The following is a 15,891-nucleotide window of genomic DNA, read 5'->3' on the forward strand; positions in this document are numbered from 1 at the left end:
TCCGACCTTAGCGCGCTATCCCAGGGTCGCGAGCGTACCGCGGCTGACGTGCATGGTCTGCCCGGTGATGTGGCGCGCTGCCGGCGTGCTCAAAAACACTGCCAGACGGGCGAATTCGTCGGCGATCGACGGCGGGGTGGTGCTCAGGCCGTCGTAGCTCGGCTCGGCGGACAGGCCGGGAGCGATGGCGTTGACGGTGATTCCGCGGGTGCCGAAGTACGCGGCCTGACCGGTGGTCCAATCGGCCAGCGCTGCTTTGACGGCGGCTTCGATGCTGCCCTCCCGCGGGCTCGCGGGCACGACGTTGATGATCGATCCACCCGAGCGCAGCTGGTCACCCACGATCTGCACGGTCAGCACAGCCGAGATCACGGTCGCGTCCAGCGCATTACGCCAGGCGGTGGCATGGTCGGCCAGGGTGAAGGTGCGCGGGTCCTTGGTCTCGAACAACGGCGCGGGGACGTTGACGAGGGTGTCGAGGTGGTGGGGGAACTGCGCACGAGCATTCTCGACGCTGACGGGATCGGTGTTGTCGAACACGATCGCGGAGATGTCGAGCTGCTTGGCGGCCAACTCCAGATCTTCGCGGCGCGCGCCGGCGATGATCACGTTGTGGCCGGCGTCCAGGAAACCTGCCGCGATCGCGCGGCCGAGTTCAGTGTCGCCTCCGGTGACCAGCACCTCCGCCATGATGTACCTCCATGTACCCGTGATCGCCGCGCCGGGTGGGGGCGACCAGCGCTCAATGTTACTGGACAGTAGCTAGGTCGGGAAACTCGACGCGCCAATCAGGGGCTCACATAAGGTGGCGGGGATGATCCGACCCCGCGCTCTCACCTGCGTGAACACGGTTTGTGAGGTCGCATTGTGACGATTCCGCCACGGCTGCCGCGCTGGATCTATCTGCCCGCCGCGCTGGGCGCGATCTTCGTCGTGCTGCCGCTGGCGGCGCTGGTGGCCAAGGTGGACTGGCCGCGGTTCGGGTCGCTGATATCCAGCCCGTCGTCGACCGCGGCACTGAAACTGAGCCTGGAGACCTCGCTGGCCAGCACGATGTTGTGCGTGCTGTTCGGGGTGCCGCTGGCGTTGGTGTTGGCCCGCGCCGACGGCGTCCTGACCAGGGTCGTCCGACCCTTGATCTTGCTGCCGCTGGTGTTGCCGCCGGTGGTGGGCGGCATCGCCCTGCTCTACGCCTTCGGCAGGCTCGGGCTGGTCGGCCGGTACCTGGAGGGTGCTGGGGTGCAGATCGCATTCACCACGGTGGCGGTCGTGCTGGCACAGACCTTCGTGTCGTTGCCGTTTCTGGTCATCTCGCTGGAAGGCGCTGCGCGCACCGCGGGAGCCGACTACGAGGTGGTGGCGTCGACGTTGGGTGCTTCGCCCGCGACGGTGTGGTGGCGCGTGACCTTGCCGCTGCTGGGCCCGGGTCTGGTGTCGGGCGCCGTACTGGCCTTCGCGCGCTCCCTCGGCGAGTTCGGTGCCACGCTGACGTTCGCCGGATCGCGCCAGGGCGTGACCCGGACCCTTCCGCTGGAGATCTACCTGCAGCGCGAGAGCGACGCCGACGCCGCCGTGGCGCTGTCGGTGCTGTTGGTCGCGGTCGCGGCTGTCGTGGTCGTCGGGTTGGGTAGCCGTCGGCTGCGGGCGGGTGGCTGGACGTGACCTCGGAGACGACGCTGCAGGTGCGCGCGGTCCTCGAAAATCGCGGACTGGACGTGGAATTCGGTGTTCCGGCAGGGGAGGTGCTGGCGGTACTGGGCCCCAACGGCGCAGGCAAGTCGACCACCTTGCATGCCATCGCCGGACTCGTCGGCCTGGATGCCGGGCACATCCGGGTGGGCGATCGGATGCTCACCGACACGGCGTCCGGTGTCCACGTGCCGACCCACGCCCGCCGCGTCGGGTTGTTGTTGCAGGACGCCCTGCTGTTTCCGCACCTTAGTGCGGTGGCCAACGTGGCTTTCGCCGCCCGCAGTGGGGGCCGGTTGGGGCGGCGCGCCGCCGACGCGGCCGCTCACCGGTGGTTGGCCGAGGTCGACGCCACTGACCTGGCCCACCGGCGGCCACGGCAGTTGTCGGGCGGGCAGGCGCAGCGGGTCGCGCTGGCCCGGGCGCTGGCCGCCGATCCGGCGGTGCTGTTGCTCGACGAACCCATGGCGGGCCTGGATGTGGCCGTGGCGGCATCGATGCGCAAGGTGTTGCGGCGGGTGCTGGTCCGCGATGGCAGGTGCGCGGTACTCATCACCCATGACCTGCTCGACGTGCTGACCCTGGCCGACCGGGTGATCGTGATGGAGGGCGGGAGAATTGCCGAAATTGGTTCTGCCGCCAATGTATTGGCCGCGCCCAAGAGTCGTTTCGGGGCCCGGTTCGCCGGGGTCAACCTGATCGGCGGTACTGCAGCCGGCGGTGGCGTGGTGAACACGGCCTGCGGCGGGAAGTGGCACGGCACGCCGGAGGTCGAGGTGTCGCCGGGTGCGCCAGTCGTCGCGGTGTTCTCGCCGGCGTCGGTCGCGGTGTACCGCGACGAACCGCACGGCAGCCCGCGCAACACCGTCGCGGTGACCGTCGCCGAACTCGACAGTCGTGGGCCGGGCATCCGGGTGCGGGCCGACGAGCAGCCCGACGGCGCCCCCGGGCTGGCTGCTGACATCACCGCAGAGTCGGTCGCCGAGTTGGGATTGGCACCGGGGGACACGGTGTATTTCTCGGTCAAGGCGCAGGAGGTCTCGGTATACCCGGCGGGTGCTGAAAGTTGAGCGAGCCGCGCTTCGTAACGCACGTGTGGGCACATCCGAATCACCGGTTGAGGGTCCCGACGTCAAGGGCGTCGCGGTTGGGTTGCCAGGCCCGGCGTGGCGCCCGGCGCACCCTTGTGCCAGCAATCGGGCATGATGGCGTCGAACTGCGAACATCCCATCTGTCGCAATCGCCCTTTCTGGCACTTTAAGAGCAACTCACACTTGCGTCACGGCCGTAACACGGTAGTTTCTTCCCCATGGACGAGTCGGATGCGATGTCACATCGGCGCAGAGGTCTGTCGAAGAAGCTGGCGCTGGTTGCCATGACTGGTGCGACGGCCGCGGCCGTGGCGCTGCCGGCGGTGGCGTATGCCGATCCCGAGCCGGTGCCTCCGGCGCCGGCGCCCGCCCCGGCTGTACCTGGCGCCCCCGCGCCTGTTCCCGCTCCCGCACCCGGGGCGCCCGCTCCGGCGCCTGCCCCCGCTCCCGGGGCGCCCGCACCGGCGCCGCCGGTCGATCCCAACGCGCCGGCGCCGGCACCGGGTGCGCCCGGTGCTCCGGTTCCCGCACCGCCGGTTCCCGCGGACCCGAACGCTCCGGCCCCCGCGCCGGCTCCTCCCGCACCGGAGCCGGGTCGGGTCGACAACGCCGCGGGTGGGTTCAGCTATGTCGTGCCCGGCGGCTGGAAGGTCTCCGACGCGACCCAGTTGTCTTACGGGCAGGCGTTGTTGACCAAGATCCCGCCGGAGGGCACGCCTGAGCCGCCGAACGACACCAGCGTGCTGCTCGGGCGCTTGGACCTGAAGCTGTTCGCCGGTGCTGAGGCCGACAACGCCAAGGCGGCGGTCCGGCTGGCCTCCGATATGGGCGAGTTCTTCATGCCGTTCCCCGGTACCCGGGTGAATCAAGAGACCGTGCCGCTGGATGCCAACGGGCTCACCGGCGTCGCGTCGTACTACGAGGTGAAGTTCACCGATACCAACAAGCCCAACGGTCAGATCTGGGCCGGCGTGGTCGGTTCACCGCCCGCCCCCGGAACCCCGCGTGGGCAGCGCGCACCGGAACGCTGGTTCGTGGTGTGGTTGGGCTCGGCCAGCCACCCGGTGGACAAGGCCGCTGCCGTGGCGCTGGCCAACTCGATCCGGCCGTGGACGCCGCCGGCACCGGCAGCCGGGGACCCCAATGCGGCGCCGCCGCCGGCCGACCCGAACGCTCCGCCGGCCCGCCCGGGTGTCGGAGTGCCGGTGCCGGTCACCAACGCTCCGCCGGAGATGCAGCCCCCGGCCTAGCCCGGACGGCCATGCGGGGTGGTGCGTCGGCCCTCAGGGGCCGACGTACGGCACGTTGCCGGCGAGATTGTCGACGTTCATCTGGTAGCAGTTCGTCCCGCTGAAGCCCATCGCGCCGGCGGTGACACACCGCTGGAAGCTGCCGTCCGCGCCGATGGGTCCGTCACAGGTGGTGCCGCCGCCCCACGGGGTCCAACCGCCCTGGCAACCCGCGTTCGCCGGGGCGGCACCGGCCAGTGCGATGCCCCCGGCCGCCAACACGCAGGCGGTCAAGCCGACCAATGTTTTCATGTGCGCTCCTTCGCCGATGGTCACAAACGTTTGCTGACCGCCGCCTGTGACGCACGTTGTCAATGGGGCCCCTGAGGTGTGTGCTGTAGCCGCGCGGCCTGAAGCCGACCGAAGCCGGGTGACGGGGTGTTGGGATCCGACACCGTGATCGGTAGCGAGTATGCAGTACCTCAGCCCCTCCTCGGGCTGAGGTGGGGGATCCGTGGCGCGCTGACAGTGCGTTCGCAGCCAGTTGCCAGATAATTCCGACGGTAGTCATGCCCACGCGTCGCGACAATGTGATCTTCGTTTGCCCGACGGCCGTTGTCCCGCACCGGCGGCGGGCCGGGGACGCCGAGGAGGAACGCTGATCGTTCCCAAACCGCCAACCGAATCGTTACGTTCGAGAGGTACACCTGGGTTGAGGCTCAGCGAGCCCGCTGGGCATGGCCAGTGACAGGCAGGAGACCTGCAATGGACGTAATGGCGGCTACGGAAATCCTGGCTCGTTCCTCCACGCTGACGAGTGTCGGGTGGATCGGCTACATCATCATCGGCGCGATCGCCGGCTGGATCGCAGGCAAGATCGTCGACGGCGGTGGCGCCGGAATCCTGATGAACATCGTCATCGGTGTGGTCGGCGCGCTGATCGGTGGTTTCTTGCTCAGCTTCTTCGTCGACACCGCGTCCGGCGGGTGGTGGTTCACCCTCTTCACGGCAATCCTTGGTTCGGTGATCCTGCTGTGGATCGTCGGACTGGTGCGCAGGGGCAGCTGATCGGGAGCCGGTGATGGGCTCGGGGGTCATGACGGCCTGGCAGGTCGTCGCCCCGGGTCCCGTGAGTTCGCATCCGCTCAGTCGCGTCCGCGTACCCGTTCCGCAGGCTCGGGCTGACGGGCTCCTCGTCAAGGTTCTGGCTTGCGGCGTGTGCCGCACCGACCTGCACGTGGCCGAAGGGGACCTCGCCGTCCACCGGCCGCGGGTGATACCCGGACATGAAGTCGTCGGCGAGGTGGTCGCCGTCGGTGCCGATGCCGGTGGTGGATTCGTGCCGGGGGACCGGGTCGGGGTGCCCTGGCTGCGGTACACCTGCGGGAAGTGCGCTTACTGCCTGCGAGGGCGGGAGAATCTCTGTCCGTCCTCGCGGTACACCGGCTGGGATGCCGACGGCGGTTACGCCGAATTCACCACCGTCCCGGCGGCATTCGCGCTGCGGCTGCCGGACGGGTACTCCGACGTCGAGCTGGCTCCGCTGTTGTGTGCGGGGATCATCGGCTACCGGGCGCTGTTGCGTACGGATCTGCCGCCGGGCGGGCGGCTGGGCATCTATGGCTTCGGCGGTAGCGCGCATCTGACGGCTCAAGTGGCATTGGCTCGGGGAGTTCGGGTCCATGTGATGACCCGGGGCGCGCGGGCCCGTGAGCTGGCCCTGGAGCTCGGGGCAGCGTCAGTGCAGGGCAGTGCGGATATGCCGCCCGAGCCCTTGGATGCCGCGATCCTGTTCGCCCCGGTGGGAGAACTCGTGCTGCCTGCGCTCGCGGCACTCGACCGCGGCGGCATCCTGTCCATCGCCGGTATCCACCTCAGCGATATCCCGACCATCAACTATCAACGGCATCTCTTCCAGGAACGCGAGATTCGGTCGGTCACCGCCAACACCCGGGCCGATGCGCGGGATTTCCTGGCGTTCGCCGGTGAGCATCGGATGGCGGTCAGTACCCCGGTGTACCAACTGGACCGGGCCGATGAGGCGCTGGCCGACCTGAGTGCGGGCCGTATCGCGGGCGCTGCGGTGCTGCGCGTGTAGTCAGAGTGCGGCCAGCGCGGCGCGCAGTCTGCCGTCTAGGTCGCCGTGGCCGAACGCATACATCGGTCCTAGTCCGTCGTTGAGCACCCGGGTGAGGCGGGCCATGCCGCGGGCGTCCACCGGCAATGGTGCGTGCAGCCGCAGGGCGATGGTGTCGATGGTGCCTGCTGACGCGGCAATATTCTTCCGGTGCAACGGAATTCGTGAGGACCACACGATGGTGTCGTTGGCGGCCTCGTGCACGCAGCGGCGCAGCGCCCGGGCGATCGCCTCCCGTTCGGAGGTCGATGTCAGCCTCGCCGCCCGCGCCGCGATCGCACTGCCAGGGGGTGTCGGGGCGCCGACGGCCAGCATCGCGTCGAGTCGGCGGGATCGGATACGTGCCGTCACGCGGGCTCGGATGGACGGGCGGTAGGGGATGGGTTCAGGGCGGACCGCGGCCGTTGGTTTCGGGGAAATTCGGTTGTCGTTCATGGCGATACCTCGTAGTTTTCCGTATGCCCAGCCCGATCATCGTGACTATCTATGACCGTACGCTGGTCATGAATGACTAGTCAAACCAATTTAGTGGTCACGGCGGTACGCTGGAGAGATGTCGACGACGTGGGCCGGTGATTCCGAGACCAAACCTGCGCCCGGACCACTGGCGCGGATCCAGGCACTGGTCAACACGATCGAATTGCCTGCCGGGCCGGATCGCCTCGCAGACGTGGATGACGCCGCGCCGTGGCTGTTGGCCAACGGGCTGCTCGCCGAGGGGGCCCGCCCGACGGCGGCCGAACTGGACCTGGTCCGGCAGGTCCGGGAAGCGCTGCGGGCACTACTGATTCACAACACCGGCGGCCCGCCGCCGCAAGCCGATGCGGTCGCCGTGCTCCAGGCGCTCACCGACTCGTCCACCGCAAAGGTCGACCTGGCCCCGGACGGGCAGGTGCGGTTGTCGGCGGTCGGCGACGGGGTGGCCGAACGCCTGCTGGAGCTGCTCTTGGTGATGCGTGACGCGCAGCGGGACGGCACCTGGGCACGGCTCAAGGCGTGCGCCAACGACGAGTGTGCCTGGGCGTTCTACGACCGCTCACGCAACCATGGCGGCACCTGGTGCGTGATGTCCGAGTGCGGCAACAAGTTGAAGAACCGAGAGTTCCGGGCGCGGCGCCGCGGCGCGAATTAGGCCGCGCCGGACGTCAGGTGGACAGGTGCCAGACCATGGCGGCGGCCAGTGCGCCGACCCCGTTGAGTGACCAGTGCAGGGCGATCGGGGCGATCAGGCTGCCGCTGCGCTTGCGCAGCCAGGTGAAGATGAACCCGGCGATACCGGTGGCGACCACGGCCAGCACCACACCGGCGATCATGCCGAAGACTCCGCCGCCGAACAGCCGGGTGAAGCCGACGTTCTCACTCGTCAATCCGAGCGAACTGGCGATGTGCCACAGGCCGAACAGCAGCGAGCCGCCGGCGGCGACGCCGCGAAAACCCCACGCCCGGTTGAGGGCTCCGTGGAGCACTCCGCGGAACGCCAGCTCCTCGGGGATCACCGTCTGCAGCGGGATGATCACCATCGACGCGAGCAGTGCACCCGAGAGGGTGGCGTAGTTGTCGTTCATGAACATCGGCCGCGTCCAGGGCAGCATCGTCCCGATCGCGATCACCGAGACCACCAGCGCCACCGCCGCCAGCGCATATCCGACGCCGGAGCGCCAATGCTCGCGGCCCAGCCCCAGCTCGGCCCAGCCCAGGCCACGGGCCCGCACCAGGATCAGCAGGCCGACCGCGGCCGCGGGAACGGTGGCGATGCTGGCCCACGGGGTGGTGAAGTGTGCGATCAGGTTGGTCAGCGTCAGGATCACGACGACGATGCCGATATCGGCGTAAATCCGGAAGTGATGCAGTGCCGAGAGCTGGGCCACCAGCGGATGGGAATGCGCGGCCACGGCGCTCTGATCAGACATGACTCGCCAATCGTACCGGCGTGGCGCAATTACCCAGGTCACACCGGATCCCAGGTCCAATTGGCGATGGCGGGGTCGTCCTCGCCATGTTCCCGGGTGTAGCGCCGGGCTGCCAATCGTGCGTCGACCATCTCCTGTCGCAGTCCGGCGGCGCTGGCCGCCAGCCCCTCGACCCGGTCGATCACGTCCATCACCAGATGGAACCGGTCGAGGTCGTTGAGCATCACCATGTCGAACGGCGTCGTCGTCGTGCCCCGCTCCTTGAATCCGCGCACGTGCAGCTGGGCGTGGTTGGTGTGCCGGTAGGCCAGCCGGTGAATCAGCCACGGGTAGCCGTGATAGGCGAAGATGACCGGCTTGTCGGTGGTGAAGATCGAGTCGAATTCGCGCTCGGACAATCCGTGGGGATGTTCGGACTCGGGCTGCAGCCGCATGATGTCGACGACGTTGACCACCCTGACCTTCACCTCGGGCAGCCGGCGGCGCAGGATGTCGGCGGCCGCCACGGTCTCCAGTGTCGGGATGTCGCCCGCGCAGGCCAGCACCACATCGGGTTCGCCCGTCGTATTGCTGGCCCATTCCCAGATACCCAACCCGCGGGTGCAGTGCGCGACGGCCTCGTCCATCGTGAGATAGGTCAGGGCGGGTTGCTTGCCCGCCACGATGACATTGACGTACTGACGGCTGCGCAGACAGTGGTCGGCGACCGACAGCAGGGTGTTGGCATCCGGCGGCAGATAGACGCGCACCACTTCGGGCCGCTTGTTGGCGACGTGGTCGATGAAGCCGGGATCTTGGTGCGACGCGCCGTTGTGGTCCTGGCGCCACACATGGGAGGTCAGCAGATAGTTGAGTGACGCGATCGGCCGGCGCCAGGTCAGGTGAGAGCTGCTGAACAACCATTTGGCGTGTTGGTTGAGCATGGAGTCGACGATGTGGACGAAGGCCTCGTAGCAGTTGAACAAGCCGTGCCGCCCGGTCAACAGGTAGCCCTCCAGCCAGCCTTGGCACAGATGTTCGGACAGGACTTCCATCACCCGGCCGTCGGGGGCCAGGTTCTCGTCGACGGGCAGGGTTTCGGCCTGCCAGGTCTTGTCCGTTTTCTCCAGCACCGCGGCCAGCCGGTTCGAGGCGGTCTCGTCCGGCCCCATCAGCCGGAAGCGGTCCGGGTTGGCGGCGATGACATCGCGCAGGAAGGTGCCGAGCACCCGGGTGGCCTCGGCCGTCGAGGCAGCCGGTTTGTCGACGTTGACCGCGTAGTCGGTGAAGTCGGGCAGGTCGAGATCACGCAGCAGCAACCCGCCATTGGCGTGCGGGTTGGCGCTCATCCGCCGGGTGCCGGTAGGGGCCAGCGCACGCAGGTCCGGTCGCAGCGCCCCGGTGGCGTCGAACAGTTCCTCGGGCCGGTAGCTGCGCAGCCAGGCTTCGAGTTGGGCCATGTGTGACGGGTTGGTCCGAGTCTCCGACAGCGGCACCTGGTGAGACCGCCAGGTGTCCTCGACCTGTTTCCCGTCCACTTCGTGTGGGCCGGTCCAGCCCTTCGGGGTGCGCAGGATGATCATCGGCCACAGCGGCCGGCCCGGCTCGCCGTCGAGGCGGGCCGCGCGTTGGATCGCCGCGATCTGGTCGAACGCCTCGTCCATGGCGGTGGCCAGCTGCTGGTGCACGGTGGCCGGGTCGTCACCGTGCACGGTGATGGGGCGATAGCCATAGCCGTAGAACAGTGATTCGAGCTCTTCTTGCGGAATCCGGGACAGCACCGTGGGATTGGCGATCTTGTAGCCGTTGAGGTGCAGGATCGGCAGCACCGCGCCGTCGACGACCGGGTTGAGGAATTTGTTCGAATGCCAGCTGGCGGCCAGCGGGCCGGTTTCGGCCTCGCCGTCGCCGACGACGCAGGCCACCACCAGGTCTGGGTTGTCGAAGGCGGCGCCGTAGGCGTGCACCAACGCGTAACCGAGTTCGCCCCCTTCATGGATCGAGCCCGGCGTCTCGGCCGCCACGTGACTCGGGATGCCACCGGGAAAGGAGAACTGGCGGAACAGTTTCCGCAGACCGTCGGTGTCCTGGCCGATACCGGTGTAGACCTCGCTGTAGGTGCCTTCGAGGTAGGCGTTGGCCACCAGGCCCGGTCCGCCGTGGCCCGGGCCCGTGATGTAGATGACGTTGGCGTCGCGTTCGCGGATGATGCGGTTGAGGTGAGCGTAGAGCAGGTTCAGTCCCGGGGTGGTGCCCCAGTGACCGAGCAGGCGCGGTTTGACGTGCTCGGCCGCCAACGGTTCGGTGAGCAACGGGTTGTCCAGCAGATAGATCTGGCCGACGGACAGATAGTTGGCCGCCCGCCAGTACGCGTTGAGCTGCTCGAGTTCGGTATCGGTCAGTGCTGGTGAGAGAGTCGCGTCGCTCATGTTCTCCATAGTGGCCGGTCTCGGTGAATGGCGCCCGGGATCGGTGTACCCGAATTCCTACCGATCAACCAACGCCCGGTGCATTCGTCGAGGCGGGTGACCGCGTCGGCTAGGTTCGTGGGCATGACGGTCCCGCGCACCCTCGACCCGCGAACCCCGGTATTGGTGGGTTACGGCCAGGTCAACCAACGGCAGGAGAAGCCGGAGGTCGAACCCGTCGATCTGATGGTCGCCGCGGCCAGGGCCGCTGCCGACCCGCGGGTACTCGAGGCGGTGGATTCGGTCCGCATCGTCAACCTGCTCTCCTGGCACTACCGCGATCCGGGTTTGCTGCTGGCCCAGCGGATCCGGGCCGCCAAGGCCGCCACGCGCTATACCGGGGTCGGGGGCAACGTACCGCAGACGCTGGTGAACGAAGCCTGCCGGGATCTGCGGAGCGGCCGGGCCGAGGTGGTGCTGATCGCCGGTGCGGAGACCTGGCGTACCCGCAGCCGGTTGCGCGCCCGCGGAATCAAGCCGGAGTGGACGCGTCAGGACGAATCCGTGCCCGAGGCCCCGGGTGCGCACGACGGGGTGCCGATGGCCGGCGAGGCCGAACTCCGGATCAATCTGGACCGGCCGGCCTATGTGTACCCGATGTTCGAACAGGCGCTGCGCATCGCGGGTGGCGAGACCAGCGATGCGCACCGCAGGCGGATCGGTGAGTTGTGGTCTCGGTTCAGCGCGGTGGCCGCCGACAACCCGCACGCCTGGAGTTCCGATGCGGTGCCGGCCGAGCAGATCTGGCAACCCGGCCCCGACAACCGGATGATCAGCTGGCCCTACACCAAGTTGATGAACTCCAACAACATGGTGGACCAGGGCGCGGTGCTGGTCCTGACCACGGTCGGGAAGGCGACATATCTCCAGATTCCTTCTGACCGTTGGGTTTTCCCGTATGCCGGCACCGATTCGCACGACACCTACGCGATCGGCGAGCGGGCCGAGTTGTACCGGTCCCCGGCGATCCGGATCGCCGGGCGCCGAGTCCTGGAGTTGGCCGGCGTCTCGGCCGACGAGGTCGACTTCGTCGACGTGTATTCGTGTTTCCCGTCGGCGGTGCAGGTGGCAGCGGCCGAGATCGGTCTGCCCCTGGCTGATCCGTCGCGGCCGCTGACGGTGACCGGCGGGCTCACGTTCGCGGGCGGGCCGTGGAACAACTACGTATCCCATTCGATTGCCACCATGGCTGAGCGGCTGGTGGCCAATCCGGGCAGCCGCGGCCTGATCACCGCCAACGGCGGCTACCTCACCAAACACAGCTTCGGCGTGTACGGTACCGAACCGCCCACCCACGAATTCCGTTGGCAGGACGTTCAATCCGAGGTAGACGCCGAGCCGACGCGGCAGCTGCAGGTGGACTTCGTCGGCACCGGCGCCGTGGAATCCTGGACCACGCCGGTGGGGCGCGACGGCACCGCGGAGCGAGCCTTCCTGGCGGTGCGCACCCCGGAGGGCGCACGCACGCTGGCCCGAATCGTCGACGAGTCACAGGCCGCGGCGACGCTCTCCGAGGACATCGCCGGGGCCAAGGTTCAGGTGCACGCCGACGGCAGCGCGACGCTGCTCTAGCGTGCCGCCAATTCCCGCTGGGCGAGCGCGAGGACCTCGTCGGTGGTCGGCGGGCTGGGCGGATGACTCGACAGGCACCAGGGTGCCTGGATCTTGTGGAACGCGTTGCCTTCCAACGCCACGTAGAACTGGCCCGAGCGCAGCTTGCTGATGTCGGGCACATGACCGCCCTTGACCCTGGCCATTTCCCGGGCCACCGCGATCTGGGCGGGAGAGTTCAGCAGGCCGTAGAACTGCGTGGTGGCGTTGCCGGGGATGTGGTTGTGCAGCCCGCGCGGCGACTGTGTGGCGAAAACCAGCCCCAGCCCGTACTTTCGGGCCTGCGACGACAGCGCCAGCGTGCTGTGGGTGGAGGCGGTCGTGTGGCTGGACGGTGCGAAGTTCTGCGCCTCGTCCATCACCAGCAGCCCGCCCAGCGGCCGGTCCCCGGCCGGGTTGCGCTTGATCCAGGCGAACAGCGCCATCTGCAACTGGTTGACGAACCCCTCGCGCTGCTGGTCGTTGGTCAGACCGACCATGCTGATCACCGATACCCGGGCGCGGTAGCCCGGCGACGGAGTCAGCAGCATCCCCGGGTCGGCGGCCGTCCCCGTGCCGCCGAACAGTGGGTCGTTGACGGTCGCGGCCCGCAGATTCTGGGCCAGCTCGGCGGCCAGTTTGTGGGCCCCGCCCAGCGCGCTCACCTCGACGGGCAGATTGCTGAGCAGATCGATGAACCCGCCGAGGGTCACCGACGGGCCGGCGCCGTAGAACCGCAGCGCCTCCCGCAGCACCGCGCGGGACCGCTCGGCCTTGGCGGTGTTGCCGGCGATCAACGCGCGCGGCTCGAGCGCGGCGACAGCGGATTCGACGGCATCGGAGAACTCGTCGTCGTCGTCGAGGACACTGGCGAAGTCGGGCAGCGGCTGAAAGGACAGCGGGCGGCCGGTGGACCGACGCGGGGTCCACACCACGACCTCGGTGTTCTCGAAATATGCGTCGGCGCGTTCATCGTCGGCCGGGTTCCAGCCCGGCGGAGTGTCAGCCCAACGTTCACCCAACCGGGACAGATCGTTGTTGGGGTCCAGCACGATCGAGGACACGCCGCGCAGCGCGCACTCCTCGACCAGTCGCCGGATCAGCACGGTCTTGCCCGACCCGGAGCCGGCGAAGATCGCGGTGTGTTTGCGCAGCGCGGCCAGGTCTACCGACACCGGCCGCCCGCCCGCGCTGTCGAGGCCCAGGGTGACCGCGGTGGGCGAGTGCTCGATCACCGGTGCGGCCTGCTGGGTTCGGATCGGCCCGGTGGCGAGCTCGGCGTCCACGTCGATCTGGGCCGGCGGCGGTGGATCGCCCGCGATTTCTCCGAGGGCGGCGCGCAGCCAGCCGATCCCGTGGGCGGGGCGGCGCCGGCGCAGCCATTCGGGCAGGTCGGCGTGGTTGTCGTCGATCAGATCGCGCAGCGCTGTCATGGTCCGCACGTCGTCTTCACTCATCGGCAGCACCCGGCCGCCGGCCGCCTCGAACTCGGCGATGATCACCGCGGTCTTGGCGCCCTTGGGCCACGCGGTGTTCCGCAGCAGGAACAGCAGGCGCCGGTCCGGGTTGAAGCCGGTGGCCTCCCAGGCTTTGCGAATCCTGTTCTGCACCGCGACGGCGTTGCCGGACGAGATCGCGCGAAATGCCCAGTGCCGTTCGTCGTCGGTCGCGGCGTCGAGGGTCTGGCGCAGCCGTCCGTGCAGCACCACCCGCTGGCCGGGCAGCGGATCGGGCCGGAACGCCTGACCGGCTTCGCCCAGCTCGGTGATCCATGCGTCCAGAGCGGCCGACAGCAGGCCGGGCATCGTGGTGTCCTCGCCGTCGGGATCCAGCGCGGCCACGGTCACCGCGCGGTGCCGGTATTCGGCGAAGCGGCGGTCCAGTTCGCCGGTGTCTCCGGGTGCCGCACCTCCCGCGGAGGTTTCGTGCGCACCCGTCTGCTCGGCGGTGAGACTGGCGAGCTCTTCGACAGTGTCGCGTTCCAGGCAGCGGCGCACATGGGTGTCGGCGCGTTTGAGCAACTGGCGGGGCGTGTACTGGGTGGTCTCGTCGAACGCCGAGGGCAGGATGGGCCAACTCGGATACGGCGCGGCGAACCCGATCGCCGAGTAGCTGGCGGTGAACCGCCGTTCCAGGATGGCGCGCCCGACCTCCGGCGTCGGTAGGCCCTGCAGCAGCGCGGTGGTCCGGAAGCGGTCCTGCACCGTGGCGGTGGCGCGGTCCTGGATGGCTTCCCAGGCCGCGGGCAGACAGGCCACCACGCCGACGGTGCGGCGCATGGTCTGGCGGATGGACATCAGCCCGTGCGCGATGTGCTCGAGGTCGTTGTTGCCTGCGGGGCGGGCAGCTCCATCGGCGCCCGGTTCGGCGCCGGCACTGTCGGTGCGGTCGACGGACTGGGCCAGCAAGGTGTCGATCTGGTCGAGGGCCAGAACGGACGGGCCGGCCAGCGCGATCAACCGCGAGATGTCGCGCACCGATTCCTGCGGAGTGAGTACCGGCGCGGGCAGGCCCCAGGCTTCTTTCTCACCGTTGCCGGTCAGGAAGGCCTCGCCGATGTCCTGCAGCTCGAGGTCGCCGGCACCGAGCAGGACCAGGGCACGCAAGGTGTGGTGGGCGCGTTTGACGGTGTGGCGGTGCACCTTGTGCAGTGAGTTGACGAAGTCGGTGAGGATCTCGGGGGTCAGATCGTCGTCGCCGATCACGGCCCGGCGGTTGGCCCGAGAGATATGGGCCACCGAGGACAGCTCCCACAACAGGTCTTTCAGTTGGGTTTCGCGCTCGCTGCCCGGCCGGCCCAGGCTTTCCAGGATGCCCGCGCGGGCGGACTGCCAGAAGCCTGCCGCATCGAGCAGTTCGACCAGGAAGAAGAAACCGCCGCTGGTCTGCACCTGTTCGCGCACCTGACCGAGCAGGTGGGTCTTGCCGGAGCCCGCCGGGCCGCGAACCACCACGCCCAGTGGGCTGGAGTCGGTTTCTCGTACGGCGTCGCCGAAGGCGGCCATGACATCGGCCATCGGCCGGTCGTGGAGGCCGCGCACGTGCAGTGCGCCCTGCGAATGCCAGAGATCGTCGGCAGTGGGCGCCCAGGTCAGACGAAGCGCGCTGAGCGCTTCGCGGTGCGCTGACTCCATCAGGACTCGATCGCGATCAGGTGCTTGTCCTGGTTACCTATCTCCACCGCGGCTTCGCGGTCGGCGGGGGTCAGCACCTTCTGGTTCTCCTCGGGGATCAGGCTGACGCCGGGCTGCTGATAGAGGCTGATCAGCGCGGCGTCGACGGTGGGTCGGGGCAGGCCGGGTAGGGCATGGCGCAGCCGCAGCAGGCTCACCCAGCCTCCGGGCCGGGCGGCCAGCCCGGCGTAGGCGGTGCGCAACTGGAGTTCAGGATCGGCCCCGGTCGCCGCTGCTGGCGCCTCAGCGGTCACGCCAGCGGGCTGTTCGGCGGGCAGGAACACGTCGGCGGGTACCAGCTCGGCTTTCTCGAAGTAGCGGTGCAGCGCTGCCAGCAGGGTGTAGAGCGCCTTGCCCTGCCCGGTGGACCGGGGCGGTGCTCCGGCGCCGAACAGGGACCGGCACAGTGCCCAGCCCGCGTCGGTCAGCTCGTGGACCACGGGCCGGGTGCCGCTGGATTCGATCAGTCCCAGCCGGTTGAGCCGGTCGCGTTTCGGCTTGTCGAGCTTGGGCCCGAGCCGCTCCAGCTCAGGATTGGGCACCGGGCGGGACTCGGCCATGAGTACCAGCAGCACTGCCTGTTCTGTGCCGGTCAGCTCGTCGGGCGCGACATTCACCGGATGCT

General features: G+C 68.8%; 14 protein-coding genes. 7 read left to right on the plus strand and 7 right to left on the minus strand.

Going from position 1 to position 15,891, the window contains the following annotated elements:
* Positions 1-15: 15 nt before the first annotated feature.
* Positions 16-690 (minus strand): SDR family oxidoreductase, encoded by a 675-nt coding sequence (locus K6L26_RS15445; protein WP_019345370.1) that lies wholly within the window; start codon positions 688-690, stop codon positions 16-18.
* A 177-nt stretch (positions 691-867) separates the two neighbouring features.
* Here K6L26_RS15445 and K6L26_RS15450 point away from each other — a divergent pair, with 177 nt between their 5' ends.
* The 3 genes from K6L26_RS15450 to K6L26_RS15460 all read left to right on the plus strand — a co-directional run bounded on the left by K6L26_RS15450 (position 868) and on the right by K6L26_RS15460 (position 4,030).
* A complete protein-coding gene (locus K6L26_RS15450) occupies positions 868-1,662 on the plus strand; it encodes an ABC transporter permease (RefSeq protein WP_221850671.1) in 795 nt (264 codons plus the stop codon).
* Entirely contained in the window at positions 1,659-2,759 is a 1,101-nt protein-coding gene (locus tag K6L26_RS15455; RefSeq protein WP_245008599.1) for a sulfate/molybdate ABC transporter ATP-binding protein, read from the plus strand. Before K6L26_RS15450 ends, K6L26_RS15455 begins: the two co-directional genes overlap by 4 nt.
* Positions 2,760-2,998: 239 nt before the next feature.
* The gene (locus tag K6L26_RS15460) at positions 2,999-4,030 is read left to right on the plus strand and encodes an APA family fibronectin-binding glycoprotein (protein ID WP_221850673.1); all 1,032 of its coding nucleotides are present in this window, start codon (positions 2,999-3,001) and stop codon (positions 4,028-4,030) included.
* A 33-nt stretch (positions 4,031-4,063) separates the two neighbouring features.
* Here the strand turns inward: K6L26_RS15460 and K6L26_RS15465 are convergent, their stop codons facing one another.
* Positions 4,064-4,321, minus strand: coding sequence for a CDGP domain-containing protein (locus tag K6L26_RS15465; RefSeq protein ID WP_036387160.1), 258 nt, complete (start codon positions 4,319-4,321; stop codon positions 4,064-4,066).
* Positions 4,322-4,774: 453 nt separating this feature from the next.
* Here K6L26_RS15465 and K6L26_RS15470 point away from each other — a divergent pair, with 453 nt between their 5' ends.
* Both K6L26_RS15470 and K6L26_RS15475 read left to right on the plus strand, forming a co-directional pair.
* Entirely contained in the window at positions 4,775-5,077 is a 303-nt protein-coding gene (locus K6L26_RS15470) for a GlsB/YeaQ/YmgE family stress response membrane protein (protein ID WP_036387163.1), read from the plus strand.
* Positions 5,078-5,105: 28 nt separating this feature from the next.
* On the plus strand, positions 5,106-6,107 hold the full coding sequence (locus K6L26_RS15475; RefSeq protein ID WP_221853399.1) for a zinc-binding alcohol dehydrogenase family protein: 1,002 nt from the start codon (positions 5,106-5,108) through the stop codon (positions 6,105-6,107).
* On the opposite strand, the gene K6L26_RS15480 is transcribed toward K6L26_RS15475, so the two are convergent.
* On the minus strand, positions 6,108-6,581 hold the full coding sequence (locus K6L26_RS15480; protein WP_036387164.1) for a hypothetical protein: 474 nt from the start codon (positions 6,579-6,581) through the stop codon (positions 6,108-6,110).
* 118 nt (positions 6,582-6,699) lie between these two features.
* Here K6L26_RS15480 and K6L26_RS15485 point away from each other — a divergent pair, with 118 nt between their 5' ends.
* Complete coding sequence (locus K6L26_RS15485) at positions 6,700-7,278, plus strand: CGNR zinc finger domain-containing protein (protein WP_221850675.1); 579 nt, start codon at positions 6,700-6,702, stop codon at positions 7,276-7,278.
* A gap of 13 nt (positions 7,279-7,291) precedes the next feature.
* On the opposite strand, the gene K6L26_RS15490 is transcribed toward K6L26_RS15485, so the two are convergent.
* Together K6L26_RS15490 and K6L26_RS15495 are read right to left on the minus strand one after the other, a co-directional pair.
* Complete coding sequence (locus K6L26_RS15490) at positions 7,292-8,056, minus strand: CPBP family intramembrane glutamic endopeptidase (protein WP_019347760.1); 765 nt, start codon at positions 8,054-8,056, stop codon at positions 7,292-7,294.
* A 38-nt stretch (positions 8,057-8,094) separates the two neighbouring features.
* Positions 8,095-10,464, minus strand: coding sequence for a phosphoketolase family protein (locus tag K6L26_RS15495; protein ID WP_036389711.1), 2,370 nt, complete (start codon positions 10,462-10,464; stop codon positions 8,095-8,097).
* 123 nt (positions 10,465-10,587) lie between these two features.
* On the opposite strand from K6L26_RS15495, the gene K6L26_RS15500 reads away from it, so the two are divergent.
* Positions 10,588-12,075, plus strand: a complete 1,488-nt coding sequence (locus tag K6L26_RS15500) for an acetyl-CoA acetyltransferase (protein WP_221850677.1) — start codon at positions 10,588-10,590, stop codon at positions 12,073-12,075.
* On the opposite strand, the gene K6L26_RS15505 is transcribed toward K6L26_RS15500, so the two are convergent.
* Together K6L26_RS15505 and K6L26_RS15510 are read right to left on the minus strand one after the other, a co-directional pair.
* Complete coding sequence (locus K6L26_RS15505) at positions 12,072-15,227, minus strand: helicase HerA domain-containing protein (RefSeq protein ID WP_221850678.1); 3,156 nt, start codon at positions 15,225-15,227, stop codon at positions 12,072-12,074. The genes K6L26_RS15500 and K6L26_RS15505 overlap by 4 nt on opposite strands.
* Positions 15,227-15,883, minus strand: a complete 657-nt coding sequence (locus K6L26_RS15510; RefSeq protein ID WP_221850680.1) for a hypothetical protein — start codon at positions 15,881-15,883, stop codon at positions 15,227-15,229. Before K6L26_RS15510 ends, K6L26_RS15505 begins: the two co-directional genes overlap by 1 nt.
* Between the last annotated feature and the right edge of the window lie 8 nt (positions 15,884-15,891).

The sequence above is a fragment of the Mycobacterium farcinogenes genome (assembly GCF_019739075.1).
Lineage (GTDB): Bacteria > Actinomycetota > Actinomycetes > Mycobacteriales > Mycobacteriaceae > Mycobacterium > Mycobacterium senegalense.